Origin of the sequence: Pseudomonas sp. PDM15 (assembly GCF_014851565.1) — a bacterium.
In the GTDB taxonomy this organism is placed as follows: Bacteria; Pseudomonadota; Gammaproteobacteria; order Pseudomonadales; family Pseudomonadaceae; genus Aquipseudomonas.
Genome location: NZ_JACVAA010000001.1, coordinates 17934 through 38680 on the forward strand (window position 1 = coordinate 17934; position 20747 = coordinate 38680).

Annotated in this window: 21 protein-coding genes; 6 read left to right on the forward strand and 15 right to left on the reverse strand. The window is 67.6% G+C overall.

The window, feature by feature from the left end; genetic code table 11:
• Positions 1 to 108: 108 nt before the first annotated feature.
• A complete protein-coding gene (gene lolB / locus IB232_RS00115) occupies positions 109 to 723 on the reverse strand; it encodes a lipoprotein insertase outer membrane protein LolB (protein ID WP_192396544.1) in 615 nt (204 codons plus the stop codon).
• A gap of 3 nt (positions 724 to 726) precedes the next feature.
• Positions 727 to 2454, reverse strand: coding sequence for a tetratricopeptide repeat protein (locus IB232_RS00120; protein WP_192396545.1), 1728 nt, complete (start codon positions 2452 to 2454; stop codon positions 727 to 729).
• A gap of 167 nt (positions 2455 to 2621) precedes the next feature.
• Here IB232_RS00120 and hemA point away from each other — a divergent pair, with 167 nt between their 5' ends.
• The 6 genes from hemA (at position 2622) to IB232_RS00150 (ending at position 8096) form a co-directional block, all read left to right on the forward strand.
• A complete protein-coding gene (gene hemA / locus IB232_RS00125) occupies positions 2622 to 3890 on the forward strand; it encodes a glutamyl-tRNA reductase (protein ID WP_192396546.1) in 1269 nt (422 codons plus the stop codon).
• Positions 3887 to 4969, forward strand: coding sequence for a peptide chain release factor 1 (prfA, locus tag IB232_RS00130; RefSeq protein ID WP_192396547.1), 1083 nt, complete (start codon positions 3887 to 3889; stop codon positions 4967 to 4969). The genes hemA and prfA overlap by 4 nt, the downstream gene beginning before the upstream one ends.
• Positions 4970 to 5098: 129 nt before the next feature.
• On the forward strand, positions 5099 to 5929 hold the full coding sequence (gene prmC, locus IB232_RS00135) for a peptide chain release factor N(5)-glutamine methyltransferase (protein ID WP_192396548.1): 831 nt from the start codon (positions 5099 to 5101) through the stop codon (positions 5927 to 5929).
• Entirely contained in the window at positions 5926 to 6687 is a 762-nt protein-coding gene (locus IB232_RS00140) for a molybdopterin-synthase adenylyltransferase MoeB (RefSeq protein WP_192396549.1), read from the forward strand. The genes prmC and IB232_RS00140 overlap by 4 nt, the downstream gene beginning before the upstream one ends.
• A complete protein-coding gene (gene murI, locus IB232_RS00145) occupies positions 6684 to 7475 on the forward strand; it encodes a glutamate racemase (RefSeq protein WP_192396550.1) in 792 nt (263 codons plus the stop codon). The genes IB232_RS00140 and murI overlap by 4 nt, the downstream gene beginning before the upstream one ends.
• Before the next feature lie 108 nt (positions 7476 to 7583).
• Positions 7584 to 8096: an acyloxyacyl hydrolase gene (locus IB232_RS00150; protein WP_192396551.1), complete on the forward strand. Its 513-nt coding sequence runs from the start codon at positions 7584 to 7586 to the stop codon at positions 8094 to 8096.
• 53 nt (positions 8097 to 8149) lie between these two features.
• On the opposite strand, the gene IB232_RS00155 is transcribed toward IB232_RS00150, so the two are convergent.
• The 13 genes from IB232_RS00155 to IB232_RS00215 all read right to left on the reverse strand — a co-directional run bounded on the left by IB232_RS00155 (position 8150) and on the right by IB232_RS00215 (position 20729).
• The gene (locus tag IB232_RS00155) at positions 8150 to 8455 is read right to left on the reverse strand and encodes a YkgJ family cysteine cluster protein (protein WP_192396552.1); all 306 of its coding nucleotides are present in this window, start codon (positions 8453 to 8455) and stop codon (positions 8150 to 8152) included.
• Between the two features lie 56 nt (positions 8456 to 8511).
• The gene (locus IB232_RS00160) at positions 8512 to 9015 is read right to left on the reverse strand and encodes a DUF2878 domain-containing protein (protein ID WP_192396553.1); all 504 of its coding nucleotides are present in this window, start codon (positions 9013 to 9015) and stop codon (positions 8512 to 8514) included.
• A gap of 75 nt (positions 9016 to 9090) precedes the next feature.
• Positions 9091 to 10368, reverse strand: coding sequence for an SAM-dependent methyltransferase (locus IB232_RS00165; RefSeq protein ID WP_192396554.1), 1278 nt, complete (start codon positions 10366 to 10368; stop codon positions 9091 to 9093).
• Positions 10355 to 11146: a DUF1365 domain-containing protein gene (locus IB232_RS00170; protein WP_192396555.1), complete on the reverse strand. Its 792-nt coding sequence runs from the start codon at positions 11144 to 11146 to the stop codon at positions 10355 to 10357. The genes IB232_RS00165 and IB232_RS00170 overlap by 14 nt, the downstream gene beginning before the upstream one ends.
• Positions 11143 to 12390, reverse strand: coding sequence for an NAD(P)/FAD-dependent oxidoreductase (locus tag IB232_RS00175; protein ID WP_192396556.1), 1248 nt, complete (start codon positions 12388 to 12390; stop codon positions 11143 to 11145). Before IB232_RS00175 ends, IB232_RS00170 begins: the two co-directional genes overlap by 4 nt.
• A complete protein-coding gene (locus tag IB232_RS00180) occupies positions 12387 to 13136 on the reverse strand; it encodes an SDR family NAD(P)-dependent oxidoreductase (protein WP_192396557.1) in 750 nt (249 codons plus the stop codon). Before IB232_RS00180 ends, IB232_RS00175 begins: the two co-directional genes overlap by 4 nt.
• Entirely contained in the window at positions 13133 to 13555 is a 423-nt protein-coding gene (locus IB232_RS00185; protein ID WP_192396558.1) for a nuclear transport factor 2 family protein, read from the reverse strand. Before IB232_RS00185 ends, IB232_RS00180 begins: the two co-directional genes overlap by 4 nt.
• Positions 13548 to 14987, reverse strand: coding sequence for a deoxyribodipyrimidine photo-lyase (gene phrB, locus IB232_RS00190; protein WP_192396559.1), 1440 nt, complete (start codon positions 14985 to 14987; stop codon positions 13548 to 13550). The genes IB232_RS00185 and phrB overlap by 8 nt, the downstream gene beginning before the upstream one ends.
• On the reverse strand, positions 14975 to 15901 hold the full coding sequence (locus tag IB232_RS00195) for a MerR family transcriptional regulator (RefSeq protein ID WP_192396560.1): 927 nt from the start codon (positions 15899 to 15901) through the stop codon (positions 14975 to 14977). The genes phrB and IB232_RS00195 overlap by 13 nt, the downstream gene beginning before the upstream one ends.
• Positions 15898 to 16848 carry a YbgA family protein gene (locus tag IB232_RS00200; protein ID WP_192396561.1) on the reverse strand — a complete coding sequence of 317 codons (951 nt, stop codon included), beginning with the start codon at positions 16846 to 16848 and terminating at the stop codon, positions 15898 to 15900. Before IB232_RS00200 ends, IB232_RS00195 begins: the two co-directional genes overlap by 4 nt.
• Before the next feature lie 229 nt (positions 16849 to 17077).
• Positions 17078 to 17374, reverse strand: coding sequence for a winged helix-turn-helix domain-containing protein (locus IB232_RS00205; RefSeq protein WP_192396562.1), 297 nt, complete (start codon positions 17372 to 17374; stop codon positions 17078 to 17080).
• A 16-nt stretch (positions 17375 to 17390) separates the two neighbouring features.
• Positions 17391 to 17849 carry a hypothetical protein gene (locus IB232_RS00210; RefSeq protein WP_192396563.1) on the reverse strand — a complete coding sequence of 153 codons (459 nt, stop codon included), beginning with the start codon at positions 17847 to 17849 and terminating at the stop codon, positions 17391 to 17393.
• A gap of 48 nt (positions 17850 to 17897) precedes the next feature.
• Positions 17898 to 20729 (reverse strand): valine--tRNA ligase, encoded by a 2832-nt coding sequence (locus IB232_RS00215; protein ID WP_192396564.1) that lies wholly within the window; start codon positions 20727 to 20729, stop codon positions 17898 to 17900.
• Positions 20730 to 20747: the final 18 nt, after the last annotated feature.

Genomic DNA, 20747 nt, shown 5'->3' on the forward strand with positions numbered 1-20747 from the left:
CCCCTCTCCCGTTTACGGGAGAGGGGTAGGGGAGAGGGTTCTTGGGGCAGCCCCCTCTCCCTGGCCCTCTCCCCGAGGGGAGAGGGAATAATCGGTGCGAGCTGGCGCTTACTGGCCCAGCTGGCGCGGCTGCCAGTCCTTGATCACCAGGGTGATGTCGAGGTCGGTGCCGTGCAGCTTGATGCGTTCGGGCAGGCGATAGCCGTTCTGCTCGACGTAGCTCAGGTACTGCAGCTGCCAGCCGTCCTGCTCCAGGCTGGCCAGGTGACTGTCGGTATCGAGGGTAACGCGGCTCTTGCTGTCCGGCGCCGGCAGGCCACGTACCCACCAGAACAGGTGGGAGACCGGCAGACGCCAGCCCAGCTGCTCCTCCAGCAGAGCCTCGGGGGATTCGGCCTGGTAGCGGCCCTGGTTGGCCACTTCCAGCAGCACGTCGCCCTCGCGTCCGGTCAGGCGCGCGGCACCGCGGCCGAGGGGGCCGGACAGGCGAATGTCGTAGTAGTCCTGGCGCTGTAGCCAGAACAGGGTGCCGCTGCCGGAATCCTTGGGCGCACGGATGCCGACCTTGCCGCTGATTTGCCAGCCATCCAGGGCGGCGACCTTGGCCTTGTGCGCCTGCCACTGCTGCGGGTCGCCCTGGCCCTCGACGGACTCGCGGCTGGTGAGGCCGGCGCAGCCGGCGAGCAAGGTGATCAGGCTGAAAGCGAGGGCGTGGCGAAACATGGGTCAGAGCTTCTCGGAACCGGTCAGGCGCTGGATGGTGGAGCGCAGGATGGGACTGTCGGGCTGGGCTTCGAGAGCGCCGGCCCAGACCTTGCGGGCCTCGCGCTGCTTGCCCTGGGCCCACAGCACTTCGCCCAGGTGGGCGGCGACTTCGTGGTCGGGGAACTTGGCCAGGGCCGCGCGCAGGTGGCGCTCGGCTTCCTCCAGGTTGCCCATGCGGTAGTTGACCCAGCCCAGGCTATCGAGGGTGGCGGGGTCTTCCGGGTTGAGCTTGTGCGCCTGCTCGATCAGGGCGCGGGCCTCGTCGTAGCGGGTGGTGCGGTCGGCCAGGGTGTAGCCGAGGGCGTTGAGCGCCGTGGCGTTGTCCGGCTCGCGCTCGATGATGTTGCGCAGGTCGCGCTCCAGGCCCGGCAGGTCGCCGCGTTTCTCGGCGAGCATGGCGCGGGTGTAGAGCAGGTTGGTGTCGCCGGGGAACTGCTCCAGGGCCTGGCCGATCACCTTCCACGACTCTTCCAGGCGCTGGCGGTTGGCCAGGGCCTCGGACTCGATCAGGTACAGCTGGATCGCGTAGTCCGGCTGGGATTCGCGGCTGCGCGCCAGGCGGCTGCTGGCTTCGTCGGCACGCTGGCCGTCGAAGAGGATCTCGGTCTGGCGCACCTGGGCCGGCAGGAAATCGTCGCCGGGGCCGACCAGGGCGTATTCGATCAGCGCGCTTTCCTTGTCGCCGCGTTGCTCGTAGATGCGCCCCAGGTTGAAGTGGGCGGCATCGACATGGGCGTTGCGCGCCACCAGTTCTTCCAGGTAGACCGCGGCCTCGTCCCAGGCTTCGGCTTCCAGGCAGACCAGGGCCAGCGAGTAGCGCAGGTCATCGTCATCGGGGAAGCGCTGAACCAGGCCGGAGAACTCGCTCTTGGCCTCGTCCAGGCGCTGCAGCTCGACCAGCTGACGGGCATAGGCCAGGCGCACGCGCTTGTCTTCCGGGTGGCGTTCGATGCCGTTTTCCAGCAGCGGCAGCGCTTCCTCGCCACGGTCCAGACCCTGCAGCAGGCGGGCGCGCAGCAGCAGTGGAGGAATCTCTTCCTCGCTGGCGGCATGGCCTTCGAGCAGCTCCAGGGCTTCCTCGGCGCGGCCGTCCTGGTGCAGCAGCAGGGCCTTGCCGAACAGCAGCTGGCCGTTCTCCGGGTATTTCTGCAGCAGGCGGTCGAAGCTCTGCAGCAGGCCGGCGCGGGTGTCCGGGTCGGTCTCGGCGGCGGACAGGGCTAGGAAGTCGAAGTGGGTGTCGCCCTGGCCCTGCAGGACCTTCTCCATATATTGCATGGCGTCGTCGTAGCGACCGGCGCGGGCCAGCTGCACGGCGGCGGCGCGCTGGGCATTGAGGCTGTCCGGGGCGGACTTGGACCAGATCAGCGCGCTGTCCAGCGCGGCCTGCTCGGCGCCCAGATACTCGGCGATGCGGAAGGAGCGCTCGGCCACGCCCGGGTCCTGGGTGGCATTGGCCTGCTGCACGTAGTTGCCGAGGGCGATGTCGAAGCGATTACGCTGGCCGGCCAGTTCGGCGGAGAGCAGCGCGTACAGTGTCTCCTCGCTGAACGAGGCGTACTGCTTGGGTTCGGCTGGGGCCTTGCTGTCCGCTGCGTCCTCGACCGGCGGGGTGCCGTCCGGCGTGGGTGCCAGGGTCTGGCAGCCAGCGAGCAGGAGGGAGGCGGTGAGCAACGCGAGGGATTTGTTCATAGATAAAGCTGCGGTCCGTGGCGTGGCTGCATCATGACACAAGCGACGGCGGCAAGCCCACCGCGCCGCGCGGGTTTGCCGAGCGGGTCAATTTGTCGCGCCAGTTGTTCTCCCATGGGCGACGTAGGACAATCGCCCGCTATCCAGAATTCCCTTAGCGACCCTGCATGGCCTTCCTCGCCCTCGGCATCAACCACAAGACCGCCTCGGTGGACGTCCGCGAACGCGTGGCCTTCACCCCCGAGCAGCTGGTCGAGGCGTTGCAGCAGCTGTGTCGCGTCACACCGAGCCGCGAGGCGGCGATCCTCTCCACCTGCAACCGCAGCGAGCTGTACCTGGAGCAGGACCAGCTGTCCGCCGACGAGGTGCTGCGCTGGCTGGCCGACTACCACCGCCTGAGCCTCGACGAGCTGCGCGCCTGCGCCTATGTGCACCACGACAACGACGCGGTGCGGCACATGATGCGTGTGGCCTCGGGGCTGGACTCCATGGTCCTCGGCGAACCGCAGATTCTCGGCCAGATGAAATCCGCCTACGCCGTGGCGCGCGAGGCCGGCACCGTCGGCCCGCTGCTCGGTCGCCTGTTCCAGGCCACGTTCAGCACCGCCAAGACCGTGCGCACCGACACCGCCATCGGCGAGAACCCGGTGTCGGTGGCCTTCGCCGCCGTCAGCCTGGCCAAGCAGATCTTCGCCGACCTGCACCGCAGCCAGGCCCTGCTGATCGGCGCCGGCGAGACCATCAGCCTGGTCGCCCGCCATCTGCATGACCAGGGCGTGAAGCGCATCGTGGTCGCCAACCGTACTCTGGAGCGCGCCAGTCAGTTGGCCGAGCAGTTCGGCGCGCACGCCGTGCTGCTGGCGGACATTCCCCAGGAGCTGGCCAACAGCGACATCGTTATCAGCTCCACCGCCAGCCAGCTGCCGATCCTCGGCAAGGGTGCCGTGGAGCGCGCGCTGAAGCAGCGCAAGCACAAGCCGATCTTCATGGTCGACATCGCCGTGCCGCGCGATATCGAGCCGGAAGTGGGCGAGCTGGACGACGTCTATCTCTATACCGTCGACGACCTGCACGAAGTCATCGAGGAAAACCTCAAGAGCCGCCAGGGCGCCGCCCAGGCCGCCGAAGAGCTGGTGTCCTGCGGTGCCGATGAATTCATGCAGCGCCTACGTGAGTTGGCCGCGGTGGACGTGCTCAAGGCCTATCGCCAACAGGCCGAACGCCTGCGCGACGAGGAGCTGAGCAAGGCCCAGCGTCTGCTCGCCAACGGCGGCAGCGCCGAAGAGGCTCTGGCCCAGCTGGCCCGCGGCCTGACCAACAAGCTGCTGCACGCACCCAGCGTGCAGCTGAAGAAAATCTCCGCCGATGGCCGCTTCGAAGCGCTGGCCGTGGCCCAGGAACTGTTTGCCCTCGAAGAGGGCCCGAGCAAGACATGAAAGCCTCCCTGCTGAAGAAACTCGACATCCTCCACGACCGCTTCGAGGAGCTCACCGCGCTGCTCGGCGACGCCGAGGTGATCAGCGACCAGACGCGCTTCCGCGCCTACTCCAAGGAGTACGCCGAGGTCGAGCCGGTGACCGCCGCCTACCGCGAACTGCGCAAGACCCAGGACGACCTGGAGGGCGCCCAGGCGCTGCTCAAGGACGGCGATCCGGAAATGCGCGAGATGGCCGAGGAGGAAGTGGCCCAGGCGAAGGAGGCGCTGGTCGAGCTGGAAGATCGCCTGCAGCGCATGCTGCTGCCCAAGGACCCAAACGACGGCCGCAACGTGTTCTTGGAAATCCGCGCCGGCACCGGCGGCGACGAGGCGGCGATCTTCTCCGGCGACCTGTTCCGCATGTACTCGCGCTACGCCGAGCGCCAGGGCTGGCGGGTCGAGATCCTCTCCGAGAGCATCGGCGAGCACGGTGGCTATAAAGAAGTCATCAGCCGCGTGGAAGGCGACAACGTCTACGCCAAGCTCAAGTTCGAGTCCGGCGCCCACCGCGTGCAGCGCGTGCCGGAAACCGAGTCCCAGGGCCGCATCCACACCTCGGCCTGCACCGTTGCCGTGCTGCCGGAGCCGGACGAGCAGATGGCCATCGAGATCAACCCGGCCGACCTGCGCGTGGACACCTACCGCGCCTCCGGTGCCGGCGGCCAGCACGTGAACAAGACCGACTCGGCTATCCGCATCACCCATATTCCGTCCGGCATGGTGGTCGAGTGTCAGGAAGAGCGCTCGCAGCACAAGAACCGCGCCAAGGCCATGGCCTGGCTGGCGGCCAAGCTGCAGGACCAGCAGGACGCCGCCGCGCACAAGGAGATCTCCGACACGCGCAAGCTGCTGGTAGGCTCCGGCGATCGCTCCGAGCGCATCCGCACCTATAACTTCCCCCAGGGCCGCGTCACCGATCACCGCATCAACCTGACCCTGTACTCGCTGAACGAAGTGATCGGCGGCGCGGTGGAGCAGGTTATCGAGCCGCTGCTGCAGGAATACCAGGCCGACCAGCTGGCGGCCCTGGGCGATTGATTTCACCTCTCTCCCGCCGGGAGAGGGGGTGGGGGTGAGGGGCTTTCAGGTTGCTCCGAGTGGCCTGCAACTCCCTTACCCCAGCCCTCTCCCAAGGGGAGAGGGAGCCACAGGCATAGGACCTCGTGCATGGCCTCCATCCAATCCCTGCTCGATAGCGCGACGCTGCCGGACTCGCCGACGGCGCGGCTGGATGCCGAGCTGTTGCTGGCCGCTGCTCTGGGCAAGCCGCGCAGCTACCTGCGCACCTGGCCCGAGCATGAGCCGGGCGCCGAGCAGCTGAGTGCCTTTGCCACCATGCTCGAACGCCGCCGCGCGGGCGAGCCGGTGGCCTATATCCTCGGCCACCAGGGCTTCTGGAGCCTGGATCTGGAAGTCGCGCCGCACACCCTGATTCCCCGCCCCGATACCGAGCTGCTGGTGGAGACTGCCCTGCAGCTGGCACCGGCCGCGCCGCGGCGCGTGCTCGACCTGGGCACCGGCACTGGCGCCATCGCACTGGCCCTGGCCAGCGAACGCGGCGGCTGGAGAGTGACCGGGGTGGACCGTATCGCCGAGGCCGTAGAGCTGGCTGAGCGCAATCGCCAGCGGCTCAAATTGACCAATGCCGGCTTCCGCCTGAGCAGCTGGTTCGACGCCCTGGCCGGCGAACGCTTCGACCTGATCGTCAGCAATCCACCTTACATTGCGACGGCGGACCGCCATCTGGACGAGGGCGATGTGCGCTTCGAACCGATGAGCGCACTAGTGGCCGGCGCCGACGGCCTGGACGATATTCGCCAGATCATCGACCAGGCGCCGCGGCATCTCGAAGCCGGTGGCTGGTTGCTGCTGGAGCACGGCTACGATCAGGCCGAGGCGGTGCGCGGGCTGCTGAGTGCGGCAGGCTTCGCTGCCGTGGAAAGCCGCCGCGATCTCGGCGGCCACGAACGTATTTCCCTGGGGCAGTGGACAGCATGAGCCTGGAACTCACCGACGACGAGCTGCTGCGCTACAGCCGGCAGATATTGCTGCCGCAGATCGACGTGGCCGGGCAGCTCAAGCTGAAACAGAGCCGTGTACTGATCATCGGCCTCGGTGGCCTCGGCTCACCGGTGGCTCTGTACCTGGCCGCCGCCGGTATTGGCGAGTTGCACCTGGCCGATTTCGATACGGTCGACCTGACCAATCTGCAGCGGCAGATCATTCACGACAGCACACAGGTCGGCGTGACCAAGGTCGACTCGGCCATGACTCGTCTGGCCGCCATCAATGCGCAGATCAGGCTGGTGCCGCATCGCGCGGCGCTGGACGAGGATTCCCTGGCCGCCGCCGTGGCAGCGGTGGACCTGGTGCTGGACTGCTCCGACAACTTCACCACCCGCGAGGCCGTCAACGCCGCCTGCGTGGCCGCCGGCAAGCCGCTGGTGTCCGGCGCGGCGATTCGCCTGGAGGGCCAGCTCGCGGTGTTCGACCCACGCGAGGCGGCCAGCCCCTGCTACCACTGCCTGTACGGCCATGGCAGCGAGGCCGAACTGACCTGCAGCGAGGCCGGCGTGGTCGGCCCGTTGGTGGGCCTGGTGGGCAGCCTGCAGGCGCTGGAGGCACTCAAGCTGCTGGTCGGTTTCGGCGAACCGCTGGTGGGGCGTCTGCTGCTGATCGACGCCCTCGGTTCGCGCTTCCGTGAGCTGCGAGTCAAGCGCGATCCCGAGTGCTTGGTCTGTGGAGCGCGCGCATGAGCCAGGCGCCCATCGGTGTGTTCGACTCCGGCGTCGGCGGCCTCTCAGTGCTGCGCGAGATCCGCGCACGCCTGCCTGACGAGTCGCTGTTGTATGTGGCCGACAGCGGTCATGTGCCCTACGGCGAGAAGACCCCGGAATTCATTCGCGAGCGCAGCCAGAAGATCGCCGAGTTCCTCCTGGGGCAGGGTGCCAAGGCGCTGGTGCTGGCCTGCAATACGGCGACTGCCGCCGCGGTGGCCGACCTGCGTGAGCGCTATCCGGAGTTGCCCATCGTCGGCATGGAGCCGGCGGTGAAGCCGGCGGCTGCCGCCACCCGCAGCGGGGTGGTCGGCGTGCTGGCCACCACCGGCACCCTGAAGAGCGCGAAGTTCGCCGCGCTGCTCGATCGCTTCGCCAGCGACGTGCGGGTGATCACCCAGCCCTGCCCGGGGCTGGTCGAGCAGATCGAGGCCGGCGAACTGGATGCCCCGCGCACTCGCGAGCTGCTGCGTGGCTGGGTCGAACCGCTGCTGGCCGAGGGCTGCGACACGCTGATTCTCGGCTGCACCCACTATCCCTTTATCAAGCCGCTGCTGCGTGAGCTGGTGCCGGAATCGATCAGCCTGGTGGACACCGGTGCGGCGGTGGCGCGCCACCTGCAATCGCTGCTCGACCAGCGCGGCCTGCGCGCCACAGGGCCGGCCCAGGGCATCCGCCTGTGGAGCAGTGGCGACGCCGTGGCGATGCAGTCGGTGATGCCGAAATTATTGTTGGAACTCGCAGCGGTAGAGGCGCTCCCTGTGTGATAGGGATGAATGCTTTTTGAGCGGGGTTATACCTTTCTCTAATAAGAATTTTTCCTATACTGCGAGACGATAAAAAACTCCCACCTCCATCGCTACAGGATGTTGTGTATGAAGAAGATACTTTCCCTGGCCGCAGCAGCAGCCCTCGGTCTGAGCAGCCTGACCGCCCAGGCCGTCGACTTCACCGCCGCCATCGGCCAGAGCGGCGACTCCACCATGGTCTATCGCCTGGGCGCCCAGTGGGACTGGGATAAAAGCTGGTGGCAGAGCAATGTCGGTCGCCTGACCGGCTACTGGGACGCCGGCTATACCTTCTGGGAAGGTGACGAAACCTCCAGCAACCACAGCCTGTCCTTCGCTCCGGTATTCGTTTACGAATTCGCCGGCGAGACGGTGAAGCCTTACGTCGAGGCCGGTATCGGTGTCGCGGCCTTCGCCAATACCGAGCTGGAAGACAACGACCTGGGCTCCTCCTTCCAGTTCGAAGACCGCATCGGCCTCGGCCTGCGCTTCTCCGGCCAGGAAGTCGGTATCCGTGCGATCCACTACTCCAACGCCGGCATCAAGCAGCCCAATGACGGTGTCGAGGCGTATACCCTGCATTACCGCACCAGCTTCTAAGTGCTGGGCGCAAAAAAGCCGGGCCTGGTGCCCGGCTTTTTCATGCCCGTTCGCTAGCGGTAGATGCCGTTCATGCCGCCGCGCTCGTCACGGCATTCCGGCGAGCCCATCTCGAACTCGCGGCAGATCAGCGGGCGCACCTCGTAGATGGTGCAGCGCATGCTGTCGCGGTCCAGCGCCGCGCACCAGCCATCGTCCAAACGGCGCATCACTTCGCCACCCCAGTCATCGGTGGCGATGAAGCGCTGCGGCACGCCGGTGTCGGTGATCAGCATCACTTCCAGCTGGCAGCAGCAGGCGGCGCAGTTGCTGCAGCTGATGTCGGCGGCGGGAAGCTGGAGATGGGGGATGGTACTCATGGCGCGCAGTGTACGGCAGGTCGCCGTGGGTGGCTCGCCTGACCGACCGGCGTGCCTCAGGTCGGGCTCGGTCTGCCCATCATCCGGTGCGCCAGCGGCATCACCCCGGCCCAGATCGCGCCGAGCAGGAGCAGCGTCGGCCACAGCCCCAGCGGCAGCTCGACGCCGGCCAGCCGTGCGCCGCCGAGATAGGACAGCGGCGCGCCCAGGGCGCCGAGCAGACTACCCAGCCACCAGGGGCGAGCGGTCCAAGCCAGGCTGTGCCTGAGGGTGCTGGCAAACAGCGCCCAGAGCAAAGCCAGCCAGGCGGGCAGCAGGAGGCTTTCGCCGGCGAAGTCGAACACGCCGAGGTTGAGCAGGACGCTGTCCAGGGCGCAGCCGAACAGCGTGACGGCGAGCAGTCCGCGCCACTCGCCGGGGTGAGCCAGCAGGCGCAGATGCACGGCCAGGCAGAGCGCGGCGAGCGACAGTAGCCAGGGCTGCTGGGCACCGAACACGCAGGCCAGCCAGCCGAGCTGGAACAGCAGGGCGTTGAGCAGCAGCGAGTGGGTTGGACGCATGCAATTGGGCCGAAAGTTCGAGTGGTCTAGAGGGTCCTCACTCCAGCCCCTCTCCCAAGGGGTGAGGGGAGAGGCTCAGGCGCTGAAGCGGCCGAGCAGCGGCGCCGGGCGCGCGGCTTCCTTGGCCAGCAGCAGCTGGGCGGTGCCGATGCTGCGTTCGAGGAAGCCGCCCTCGCAGTAGCACAGGTAGAACTCCCACAGCCGGTAGAAGTATTCGTCGTAGCCCAGCTGCTCCAGCTGGTGGCGGGCGCGGCGCAGGTTGTCGTGCCACAGGCGCAGGGTGCGCGCGTAGTGCAGGCCGAAGTCCTCCATGTGGTGCAGGTTCATGTCCGTTTCCTCTGTCACCACCTGCAACAGCTTGTGCACCGAGGGCAGGGCGCCGCCGGGGAAGATGTAGCGCTGGATGAAGTCCACCGAGCGGCACGCCTGCTCGTAGCGCTGGTCACGGATGGTGATGCTCTGCAGCAGCATCAGCCCGTCGGCCTTGAGCAGGCGGCTGCACTGGCGGAAATAGTCGGGCAGGTAACGATGGCCGACGGCCTCGACCATCTCGATGGACACCAGCTTGTCGTACTGACCCTCGAGGTCGCGATAGTCCTCCAGCAGCAGGGTGACGCGCTGCTGCAGCCCCTGTTCCTCGATGCGCTGGCGGGTGTAGTCGTACTGTTCGCGCGACAGGGTGGTGGTGGTCACCCGGCAGCCGTAGTGGGTGGCGGCGTAGATGGCCATGCTGCCCCAGCCGGTTCCGATCTCCAGCAGATGGTCCTCGGGGCGCAGGGCGAGCTTCTGGCAGATGCGCTCGAGCTTGTTCAGCTGGGCCTGTTCCAGGCTGTCGTCGGCAGCCTCGAACATGGCCGCGGAGTACATCATGGTCGGGTCGAGCATCTGCTCGAACAGCTGATTGCCGAGGTCGTAGTGGGCGGCGATATTGCGGCGCGAGCCCGCGCGGGTGTTGCGATTCAGCCAGTGCAAACCCTGCATCAGCGGGCGGCCGAAGAGCAGCGCCAGGCCACGCTCCATGCCGTCCAGCACATCGAGGTTGGCGACGAACAGGCGGATCACCGCGGTCAGGTCCGGGCTGCTCCAGTAGCCGTGGATATAGGCCTCGCCCGAGCCGATCGAGCCATTGCCGGCCACCAGCGCCCACAGCGCCGGATCGAGCACCTCGATCTCCGCGTGCAGGCTGGCGCCGTCCCGGCCGAACTCCAGGCGTTCGCCATTCTCCAGCACGCTGAGCCGGCCGTGGCGCAGCTGGCCGAGCTGGCGCAGTACCAGGCGGCGCAGCAGCCCGGCGCCCAGGCCGTTGCCGCTGCGTACGCTGCTCTTGGCGGATATCAGGTCAGGACTTTTCATGGCGGGGCTCCAGTAAGGCGGTGGGGCGCTCGTCATCTGCGGCGCGGTGGTCGAACAGCGGCATGCGCTTGAGCAGCAGGCGCAGGGCCTGCCAATAGATGGCCAGCAGGGTCTTGGCCGTCATCCAGGGAAAACTCAGCAGGTGGCGGTGCAGGCTGGCGCGGCTCAGCTCGATGCGGCCCAGGCCGAGGCCGGCCTCGAACAGTCGGTCCGCGCCTTGCCAGTCCTCCATGTGGATGCGCAGGTGCTCGCCGGGCGGGGCGAAGCGCATGCGGTATTCCACATCGCGGGGCAGGAAGGGCGAGACATGGAAGGCCTTGGCCACCCGTTGCCGCGACTCGCCCTCGGCATGTGCCGGCAGCACGTAGTGATAGCGCTGGCGCCAGGGCGTGTTGCTCACTTCGCAGAGGATCGCCGCCAGGCGGCCGTCCGCCTCGAAGCAGTAGAAGAAGCTGGCCGGGTTGAAGGCCAGGCCCCAGCTGCGCGGCTGGGTCAGCAGGCAGATGCGGCCCTGCGGCGCATGGCCCAGGGCCTGTGCGACGCATTGGCGAACCGCCTGCTGCAGCGCCAGGCCGGTGCCGGTGAGGTGCGGCAGGTAATCACTCTCGCGAAACGCAAAGGGCGCCCAGCGCGAGCGGCCGGCCAGGGGCGAGAGCGCGAGCACTTCGTCTTGCTCAGCCAGGTCCAGGTAGAGCATGCCCATGCGATAGCGGAAGCCATGGCCGCGCGGCAGGTGCCGGCGGTGGCTGACCCAGCCCTGGTAGAGCGCGCTGTTCACAGGTGCTCACCGAAGGCTTCGGCCACGCGCAACGCGCTGGCGACGCCGTCTTCATGGAAACCGTTGGCCCAGTAGGCACCGCAGAAGTAGCTGTGGTGCACGCCGTGCAGTTCGCGCCAGCGTTCCTGGGCGCGCAGGCCGGCCAGGCTGTATTGCGGATGGGCGTAGCGGTAGCGCCCGAGGATCTGCGCCGGGTCGATGGCGGCGGTCTGGTTGAGGCTGACGCAGAAGGTCCGCGGCGCCTCGATGCCCTGCAGGATGTTCATGTTGTAGGTCACCGCCGCCGGCTGTTCGGCGGGGCCGCCCAGGCGGTAGTTCCAGCTGGCCCAGGCCAGCTGGCGGCGTGGCAACAGGCGGGTGTCGGTGTGCAGCACCACCTCGTTGTCGGCGTAGCGCAGTGCGCCGAGGATGGCGCGCTCGGCCAGGGTCGGCGAGGCCAGCAGGTCCAGGGCCTGGTCGCTGTGGCAGGCGAACACGATGCGGTCGAAGCGTTCCACCCCCGCCGGGCTGTGCACGGTGACGCCCTCGGCGTCGCGCTGCACGCGCTGCACCGGGCAGTTCAGGCGGATGTGCTCGGCGAAGCCGCTAGTCAGTGGTTCCACGTAGCTGCGCGAGCCGCCTTGGATGACCCGCCATTGGGGCCGTTGGCTGACCGACAGCAGGCCGTGGTTCTTGCAGAAGCGCACGAAGAACTGCAGGGGAAAGCCGAGCATGTCCTGCAGTGACATGGACCAGATGGCCGCGCCCATCGGCACGATGTAGTGCTGGATGAAGCGCTGGCCGTAACCGCGCTGCCGCAGGTACTCACCCAGCGTGGTGTCGCCGGCGATGCGGCTCGCGGCCAGGTCGGCCAGGGCTTCGCGATTGAAGCGCAGGATGTCGCGCAACATGCCCCAGAACGGCGGGCTGAGCAGGTTGCGGCGGCGGGCGAAGAGGCTGTTGAGGTTGTTGCCGTTGTATTCGTCGCCGCTCACCGGGTCGTGCACCGAGAAGCTCATCTCGGTAGGTTGCGAGGCAACCCCCAGCTTGTCCATGAGGCGGATGAAGTTGGGGTAGGTCCAGTCGTTGAACACGATGAAGCCGGTGTCGATGGCGTAGCTGCGCCCCTCCACCTGCACGTCGACCGTATGGGTATGGCCGCCGATCCAGTCGCCCGCCTCGAACACGGTGACCTCGTGCTGGCGCTGCAGCAGGTAGGCGCAGGTGAGGCCGGAAATACCACCGCCGACGATGGCAACTTTCATACGGATTCCTTGCGGGCGAGGCGACGGCCGAGGGCCAGGCGCAGGCGGGCGGGTAGGTGGGCGAGCAGGCGCAGGACGCCGATGAACAGGCCGGGGAAGGCGAGCTCCAGCGGGCGCCGCTCGAGGCGCGCGGCGATATGCCGAGCGGCGCGCTCGACCGGCCACAACATGGGCATGGGGAAGTCGTTGCGGCGGGTCAGCGGCGTATCGACGAAGCCGGGACTGACCAGGGTGATGTCGATCTCCGGCAGGTCCAGGCGCAGGGATTCGGCCAGGTAGCGCAGCGCGGCCTTGGACGCGCCATAGGCCCCGGCACGCGGCAGGGCCAGGTGCGTCACCGAGCTGCCCATCAGCACCAGGTGCGGAGCCTGGCCCAGGCGCAGCAGCGGCAGGGCGGCCTCGATGCAGTAGGCGGCGGACAGCAGGTTGCCGCGCACCACCCGCTCGACCAGGGCGGCCTCGAAATGCTGGGCGTCGATGTACTCGCAAGTACCGGCGTTGAGTATCACCTGGTCCAGGGCGCCCCAGCGCTGGGCGATGCGTTCGCCGATCAGGCGTACCTGGTTGGCGTCGCCGAGGTCACCGGGCACCAGCAGCACCTGCTGCGGGTAACGCTGGGCGATCGCTCCGAGTGCCTCGGCGTTGCGGGCGCTCAGGGCCAGGCGTTCGCCGCGCTGCAGCAGCAGTTCGGCCAGCGCCGCGCCGATGCCGCTGCTGGCACCGGTGAGCCAGATGCGCCGGCTCATGCCAGCCTCCGCTTGAGCCAGGCGATGACCCCGCCCATGAGCGGCAAGTGCTCATAGAGCAGCGCGCCGGCGTCGAAATAGTCGCGGTGCTGGTAGACCTTGTCCCACCACAGCAGGTGCGAGCAGCCCTCCACGGCGATCGGTACGCCGCCGCGCAGGCGCGGGTGACGGAAGGTCATGGTCCAGCGCAGGTAACCCTCGCCGTCGGCGACCTGGTCGAAGCCGTGGAACTCGAAGTGCAATTCCTGCACGTTGGCGTACAGCTCGGCGAAGTAGGCCCGCAGCGCGGGCAGGCCACGTACCTCGTGCAGCGGGTCGCGGAACAGGATGTCGTCGCTGTACAGCTCGCCGAGCCGCTGCAGATTACCGGCATCCAGGGCGGCGAAGCGCTGGGCGAAGTTACGCAGGAAGTCACTCATGGCCGCTCGCCTTCTTGGGTAGGTCGCGGAACGCGTTGAGGGCGCGCTCGCGGGAGGCGCCGAGATCGACCAGCGGCGCCGGATAGCCGGGTACGCCGAACAGCCCGCCACGAGCGGAGGGATCGTGGATGTCGTGCTTGTCCAGCTCCGCCAGCTCCGGCAGCCAGCGGCGAATGAAGCGGCCGTCCGGGTCGAACTTCTGCGACTGGCTGACCGGGTTGAAGATGCGGAAGTAGGGCGCCGCGTCGGTGCCGGTGGAGGCGCTCCACTGCCAGCCACCGTTGTTGGCGGCCAGGTCGCCGTCGATCAGGTGGCGCATGAACCAGCGCTCGCCCTCGCGCCAGTCGATCAGCAGGTTCTTGGTCAGGAACATCGCCACCACCATGCGCAGGCGGTTGTGCATCCAGCCGGTGGCCAGCAGCTGGCGCATGGCGGCGTCGACCAGCGGGATGCCGGTGCGGCCCTGCTGCCAGGCGGCCAGCTCGTCGGGGGCGTGACGCCAGCGCAGTGCCTCGGTCTCCGTGCGGAAGGCGCGATGGCGGGAGACGCGGGGATAGCCGACCAGGATGTGCTTGTAGAACTCGCGCCAGAGCAGCTCGTTGATCCAGGTGACGGCGCCGGGGTTGCCGGTCTCGAACTCGCCCTGGTTGCTGCGCAGGGCGGCATGCAGGCACTGGCGCGGCGAGATCGCGCCGCAGGCCAGGTAGGGCGACATCTGGCTGGTGCCGTCCACGCCGGGGATGTCGCGGCGCTGCTGGTACCCGCTCAGCAGCTCGTCGGCGAACAGGGCCAGGCGCTCACGTGCGGCTTCCTCGCCGGCCGGCCAGTACTCGCGCAGGCTGGCTTCCGGGGTGGCGAAGCCTTCGATCGCGCCGGGAATGGCATCGCTGGCGATCTCCAGCGGTTGCTGCGGTGCAGGCATTGGCACCAGTGCCGGCAGGGCGCTGTGCAGGCGCTGGTAGCAGACCTTACGGAACTGACTGAACACCTGGAAGTAGCCGCCGGACTGGGTCAGCACGCTGCCGGGGCGGAAGAACAGCTGGTCCAGCCAGTGGTGGAAGGCCATGCCATGGCGACGCAGCTCGCGCTCCACCGCCTGGTCGCGGACCTGCTCGTGGATGCCGTATTCCTCGTTGACCCACACCCCAGCGATGTCGTGTTCGCGGCACAGCTCGGCCAGCACGGCGGGAGCGTCGCGCCAGCGTGGCGCCACGCGGATCAGCAACGGCACGTTGAGCGCGGCCAGGCGTGGCTGCAGCTCGGCCAGGTTGCGCAGCCAGAAGTCGACCTTGCACGGCGCGTCGTCATGCTCGCGCCACTGCTCGGGGCTGATCAGGTACACGGCCAGGGTCGGGCCGGCGGCCATGGCGGCGGCCAGCGCGCTGTTGTCGGCTACGCGCAGGTCGCTGCGCAGCCACATCAGCTGGCGCATGGCGCGTCCTCCAGCAGGCCCAGTTCGCGCAGGCGCTGCTCGGCCAGCAGCGGATCGGCGGCCAGATGTAGGCCATGCAGCTCCTCGGCATGGATGGTGGCGGCCGGGCCGGCCAGCAGCACGGGGATGGCGCAGGCCTCGAGCAGGCGCGGCAGCTGGTGGCGCAGCGGTGCGGCCAGGGCCTGGCTGGAGTACAGCAGCAGGGCGCGCGGGGCGATATGGTCCACCGCCTGCACCAGTTCGCTGGTCGGCACCGCCCAGTCCAGCACCTGCACCGGGCAGCCGGCGCTGTTGATCAGCCAGGCGCACAGCCACAGGCCGGGCTCCAGGTACAGGCCGGACTGGCTGGCCAGCAGCAGCGGCGCGCCGTTGTACTGGCGGTTGTCGTGGTACAGGCGCGCACCGAGCTTGCTACGCAGCCAGGAGTGGAAGAACACTTGCTCCAGCTGGGCGCCGAACGGCAGGTCGCGCCAGCGCCGGTCCAGCTCGGCCAGCAGCGGCAGGAGCAACTGGCGGCACAGGATCTGCGGCGGGTACAGCGACTGGGCGCGGTTGAAGGCCTCGTCCAGGCTGCGTTCGGCCTGGCGCGCCACGCTGTTGAGCATGGCCTGGCGCAGTTCGTCCCACACGCCGTTGCTGAGGGTTTCCGGCGGTGTGCTCTGCTCCAGCAGCTCCTTGACCTGGCCGACGGCGACGCCGCGGTTGAGCCAGGTCAGCACCTGCTGGATGCGCTGCACCTGCTCGGGCGCATACAGGCGATGCCCCTTGGGCGTGCGGAAGGGCACCACCAGGCCGTAGCGCCGCTCCCAGGCGCGCAGGGTCACCGGGTTGACCCCGGTGGCGCGCGCCACGTCGCGGATCGGCAGGTAACCCAGGGCCAGGGCGCTGGGGTAGTCGACGGGGGTGTCGCTCAAATCGCATTCCTCAGGCTGAGATCGTCCGGGTACGGCTGCAGGTAGTCCTGGTTGGCCACGTAGGCATCCGGATGACGATTGAAGTGGTGGCGCAGCAGGGTCAGCGGCACCACCAGCGGTATCACCCCGGTGCGGTACTGCTCGATCAGCCGCTGCAGCTCGGTGCGCTCGGCATCGCCGAGGTGCTGCTTGAGATGACCGCTGAGGTGCTGCAGCACATTGCTATGGGTGCCGCGGGTGGCCGGGCGGCTGAGCGCGTCCATCAGCTGACGGAAGTAGCGCGGCGCCAGGTCGACCAGATCCTGGTTCGAGAGGTTGCTGAGCAGCCGGCCGAGGGCCTTCTGCTGCTGCGGGTGGGTCGCCATCAGCAGGTACTTGTGGCGGGCATGGAAGTCGAGCAGGCCCTGTTGGCTCAAGCCGCCGGCGAGCAGGCGCTGCCAGCGGCCGTAGACGAACACCCGGTTGAGGAAGTTCTCGCGCAGCACCGGGTCGTGCAGGCGGCCTTCGTCTTCCAGCGGCAGCTCGGGGCGCTGCTGGTGCAGGCTGGCGGCGAACACGCCGCGGGTGGTGGCCTCGGCCAGGTGGCCGTTGTCACGGTACAGCTTGACCCGGTGCAGACCGCAGGACGGCGACTTGTGCATCAGCACGAAGCCACTGATGTCATCCAGCTCGCGGGCGACGCGGGCGCCCTGGTCGCGCAGCTCGGCGGTCAGGTCGCGACCATGTTCCTGGGGAACCAGCGCGCGGGGTGCATCGGCATCGCCAACCAGGCGGATGGCCGGGCGCGGGGTGCCCAGGCCGATTGCCACTTCCGGGCAGACCGGGACCAGTTCGAAGTGTTCAGTCAGGACCTCGGTGCACAAGGCGGAGCGCTTGTGGCCGCCGTTGTAGCGCACCCGCTCGCCGAGCAGGCAGGCGCTGATGCCGAGCTTGAGACGATCACCCATGCGCACCTCCCATTGAAAACTTGTACAAGGACTATGTGTTGTACAAGTAAACACTGGAATGCATGGTTGTACAAATAAATTGATTTGTACAAGTTTTTGCAAGGGGCGCGAGTAAGGCCTGGAAGGCAGCGCAGCGCTGGCCACCCTAAGAGCGTGGATGCGTGTTTAGTACCCCGGTCGGATCAGGCGGCGCGCTGAGGAGCTGAAGCGGTAGGGCGGCCAGGATGGCTCAGGGGTAGCCGAGCAGCGCCTTGATCTGTGCCAGGTTGGCCTCGACCCAGCTACGGTCGATCGGCCCCCACTCGCGGATCAGGTAGTGGCCGGCATTGTTGCGTTCGCCGTCGTGCTGGACGAAGTCGCAGAGGATATCCAGCTCGGCCAGGGCCGCCAGGGTGTCCTGGGCGGTGCGCCGGGGCATGCCGGTGGCGGCCATCAGGGCCGGCACGCTGGTGGCACCGCCGCTGTCGATCAGCCAGGCCACGTACAGGCGGCGATAGAAGCTGGTCTTGGTCTTGCTCACGTCCACGGGTTTGCTCCTTGGCTCAGCGGGCCTGACGTGCGGCGCGGCGGCGCAGCACGCGGTGGCGGCTGGAGAAGAACAGCTGCAGGAAGGCGCGCACGATGAAGTCTGGCAGCAGCGGGTCGACCGTCAGCTGATCGACCACGCGGGTGCCGCCGTCCAGCGGCTGCAGGGTGCGTTCATGGCGCCACAGGCGCATGCCGGTCATCGGTGACTGTTCGACGAAACCCTTGCCGGGCTTGAGCGTCAGCAGGGTCAGCTTCGAGGTGCCCAGCGGCAGCAAGCCGAACAGCCACAGCTGGCTGGTGAACAGCGGCGTGCCGGGCTGCACCTGCACGTCCTGCAGGTTACGCAGGCCGAGGGGGATGCTCATCCACAGCCAGGGCCGCATCTCCTGGCGCAGGCTGTGGACCTCGGTGATCCAGCCCCAGGCGATCTCGGGCGTGATTGGCAGGGTCGATTCGAAACGTAACTGGATCATCGGCTTTCCTTGGCCAGAAAAAGGCCCGCATGTGCGGGCCTCTTCGTCTTACAGGTTGGCGATCTTCTCGCGCTGCTCGACCAGCTTGGCCAGCGCCTGTTCGGCTTCGGCCAGCTTGGCGCGCTCCTTGTCGAGCACTTCGGCCGGCGCCTTGGCGACGAAGCCTTCGTTGCTCAGCTTGCCGCCGACGCGCTGCACTTCGCCTTGCAGGCGCTGGATTTCCTTGTCCAGGCGCGCCAGTTCGGCGTCCTTATCGATCAGCCCGGCCATCGGCACCAGCACCTGCATCTCGCCGACCAGGGTGGTGGCGGACATCGGCGCTTCCTCACCGGCGGCCAGCACGCGGACCGATTCCAGCTTGGCCAGCTTGTTCAGCAGCGGCTCGAAGTCGGCCAGGCGGCGCAGGTCTTCGGTCCCGGCGTTGGCGACGATGATATCGATGCGCTTGGCCATGGAGATCTTCATCTCGCCACGGATCTGCCGTACGCCGAGCATCAGTTGTTTGACCCACTCGATGTCGCCTTCGGCGGCAGCATCGATGCGGCTCTCGTTAGCCACCGGCCAGGCCTGCAGCATGATGGTCTCGCCGGTGATGCCGGCCTGGCCCTTGATGCGCTGCCAGATTTCTTCGGTGATGAAGGGCATGAACGGGTGGGCCAGGCGCAGGATCACTTCCAGCACGCGCACCAGGGTACGGCGGGTGCCGCGCTGGCGCTCGACTGGCGCGTTCTCGTCCCACAGCACCGGCTTGACCAGCTCCAGGTACCAGGCGCAGTACTCGTCCCAGATGAACTCGTAGAGGGCCTGGGCGGCCATGTCGAAGCGGAAGGCGTCGAGGTGGCGGGTCACGTCCTGCTCGCAGCGCTGCAGGGCGGAGATGATCCAGCGATCCACCGGCGACAGGTCCACTGCTTCGCCGTTGATGCCGGTGTCCTGGCCATCGGTGTTCTCGATGACGAAGTTGGCGGCGTTCCACAGCTTGTTGCAGAAGTTGCGGTAACCCTCGACGCGGCCCATGTCGAACTTGATGTCACGACCGGTGGAGGCCAGCGCCAGGTTGGTGAAGCGCAGGGCGTCGGTACCGTAGGCGGCGATGCCTTCGGGGAACTCGGCGCGGGTCTGCTTGGCGATTTTCTCGGCCAGCTTGGGCTGCATCATGCCGCTGGTGCGTTTCTCCAGCAGGGCGTCCAGCTCGATGCCGTCGACGATGTCCAGCGGGTCGAGCACGTTGCCCTTGGACTTGGACATCTTCTGGCCCTGGCCATCGCGCACCAGGCCGTGCACGTACACGGTCTTGAACGGGATCTGCCCGGTCAGGTGGGTGGACAGCATGATCATCCGGGCGACCCAGAAGAAGATGATGTCGAAGCCGGTGACCAGCACGTCGGTGGGGTGGAAGGTCTTGAGGAAGTCGGTCTGCTGCGGCCAGCCGAGGGTGGAGAAGGTCCACAGGCCGGAGCTGAACCAGGTGTCCAGCACGTCTTCGTCCTGGCGCAGGTTGGCGTCGCCGAGGTTGTGCTTGGCGCGGACTTCCGCCTCGTCGCGGCCGACGTAGACGTTGCCGGCATCGTCGTACCAGGCCGGGATGCGGTGCCCCCACCACAGCTGGCGGCTGATGCACCAGTCCTGGATGTCACGCATCCAGCTGAAGTACATGTTTTCGTACTGCTTGGGCACGAACTGGATCTCGCCGCTCTCGACCACGGCGATGGCTTTCTCGGCCAGCGGCTTGGTGGAGACGTACCACTGGTCGGTCAGCCAGGGCTCGATGACGGTACCGGAGCGGTCGCCCTTCGGCACTTTCAAAGCGTGGTCGTCGATCTTCTCCAGCAGGCCGGCGGCTTCAAACGCAGCGACTATCTGCTTACGGGCGACGAAGCGGTCGAGGCCGGCATATTCGGCCGGCAGAGTGCCGTCGATCTCGGCGTTGACGCTGCCGTCGATGTTGAACACCTGGGCCTTGGCCAGTACGGCGGCGTTCTTGTCGAATATGTTGAGCAGCGGCAGATTGTGGCGCTTGCCGACTTCGTAGTCGTTGAAGTCGTGGGCCGGGGTGATCTTCACGCAGCCGGTGCCGAACTCGGGGTCGCAGTAGTCGTCGGCGATGATCGGGATACGGCGGCCCACCAGCGGCAGCTCGACGAAGGTGCCGATCAGCGCCTTGTAGCGCTCGTCTTCCGGGTGCACGGCCACGGCGCTGTCGCCGAGCATGGTTTCCGGGCGGGTGGTGGCGACGATCAGGTAATCCTTGCCGTCGGCAGTCTTGTTGCCGTCGGCCAGCGGGTAGCGCAGGTTCCACAGGTGTCCCTTCTCGTCGTGGTTTTCCACTTCGAGGTCGGAGATGGCGGTGTGGAACTTGGTGTCCCAGTTGACCAGGCGCTTGCCGCGGTAGATCAGGCCGTCCTGGTGCAGGCGCACGAAGGCCTCTTTAACGGCTTCGGACAGGCCTTCGTCCATGGTGAAACGCTCGCGCGACCAGTCCACCGAGGAGCCCAGGCGACGGATCTGCCGGGTGATGGTGCCGCCGGACTGCTCCTTCCACTCCCAGACCTTCTCCAGGAACTTCTCGCGGCCCAGGTCGTGGCGACCGATGCCGTCGGCGGCCAGCTGGCGCTCGACCACCATCTGCGTGGCGATGCCCGCGTGGTCGGTGCCCGGCTGCCACAGGGTGTTGCGGCCCTGCATGCGGCGGAAGCGGATCAGGCAGTCCATGATCGAATTGTTGAAGCCATGGCCCATGTGCAGGCTGCCGGTGACGTTCGGCGGCGGGATCATGATGGTGTAGGGCTCGCCGGAACCTTGCGGGGCGAAGTAGTTGTTCGCCTCCCAGTTCTCGTACAGGGCGGTTTCGATGGCGTGGGGCTGGTAGGTCTTGTCCATGGGTGCGGCGGGACCGTA

Excerpts from the sequence above, each read along its gene's own strand:
- IB232_RS00165 (WP_192396554.1), bottom strand. The coding sequence starts at position 10,368 with ATGAAAAGTCCTGACCTGATATCCGCCAAGAGCAGCGTACGCAGCGGC.
- IB232_RS00180 (WP_192396557.1), bottom strand. The coding sequence starts at position 13,136 with ATGAGCCGGCGCATCTGGCTCACCGGTGCCAGCAGCGGCATCGGCGCG.
- IB232_RS00200 (WP_192396561.1), bottom strand. The coding sequence starts at position 16,848 with ATGGGTGATCGTCTCAAGCTCGGCATCAGCGCCTGCCTGCTCGGCGAG.
- IB232_RS00160 (WP_192396553.1), bottom strand. The coding sequence starts at position 9,015 with ATGCGTCCAACCCACTCGCTGCTGCTCAACGCCCTGCTGTTCCAGCTC.
- IB232_RS00120 (WP_192396545.1), bottom strand. The coding sequence starts at position 2,454 with ATGAACAAATCCCTCGCGTTGCTCACCGCCTCCCTCCTGCTCGCTGGC.
- IB232_RS00140 (WP_192396549.1), top strand. The coding sequence starts at position 5,926 with ATGAGCCTGGAACTCACCGACGACGAGCTGCTGCGCTACAGCCGGCAG.
- murI (WP_192396550.1), top strand. The coding sequence starts at position 6,684 with ATGAGCCAGGCGCCCATCGGTGTGTTCGACTCCGGCGTCGGCGGCCTC.
- prfA (WP_192396547.1), top strand. The coding sequence starts at position 3,887 with ATGAAAGCCTCCCTGCTGAAGAAACTCGACATCCTCCACGACCGCTTC.
- IB232_RS00155 (WP_192396552.1), bottom strand. The coding sequence starts at position 8,455 with ATGAGTACCATCCCCCATCTCCAGCTTCCCGCCGCCGACATCAGCTGC.
- IB232_RS00150 (WP_192396551.1), top strand. The coding sequence starts at position 7,584 with ATGAAGAAGATACTTTCCCTGGCCGCAGCAGCAGCCCTCGGTCTGAGC.
- prmC (WP_192396548.1), top strand. The coding sequence starts at position 5,099 with ATGGCCTCCATCCAATCCCTGCTCGATAGCGCGACGCTGCCGGACTCG.
- lolB (WP_192396544.1), bottom strand. The coding sequence starts at position 723 with ATGTTTCGCCACGCCCTCGCTTTCAGCCTGATCACCTTGCTCGCCGGC.
- IB232_RS00210 (WP_192396563.1), bottom strand. The coding sequence starts at position 17,849 with ATGATCCAGTTACGTTTCGAATCGACCCTGCCAATCACGCCCGAGATC.
- IB232_RS00215 (WP_192396564.1), bottom strand. The coding sequence starts at position 20,729 with ATGGACAAGACCTACCAGCCCCACGCCATCGAAACCGCCCTGTACGAG.
- IB232_RS00175 (WP_192396556.1), bottom strand. The coding sequence starts at position 12,390 with ATGAAAGTTGCCATCGTCGGCGGTGGTATTTCCGGCCTCACCTGCGCC.
- IB232_RS00185 (WP_192396558.1), bottom strand. The coding sequence starts at position 13,555 with ATGAGTGACTTCCTGCGTAACTTCGCCCAGCGCTTCGCCGCCCTGGAT.
- hemA (WP_192396546.1), top strand. The coding sequence starts at position 2,622 with ATGGCCTTCCTCGCCCTCGGCATCAACCACAAGACCGCCTCGGTGGAC.
- phrB (WP_192396559.1), bottom strand. The coding sequence starts at position 14,987 with ATGCGCCAGCTGATGTGGCTGCGCAGCGACCTGCGCGTAGCCGACAAC.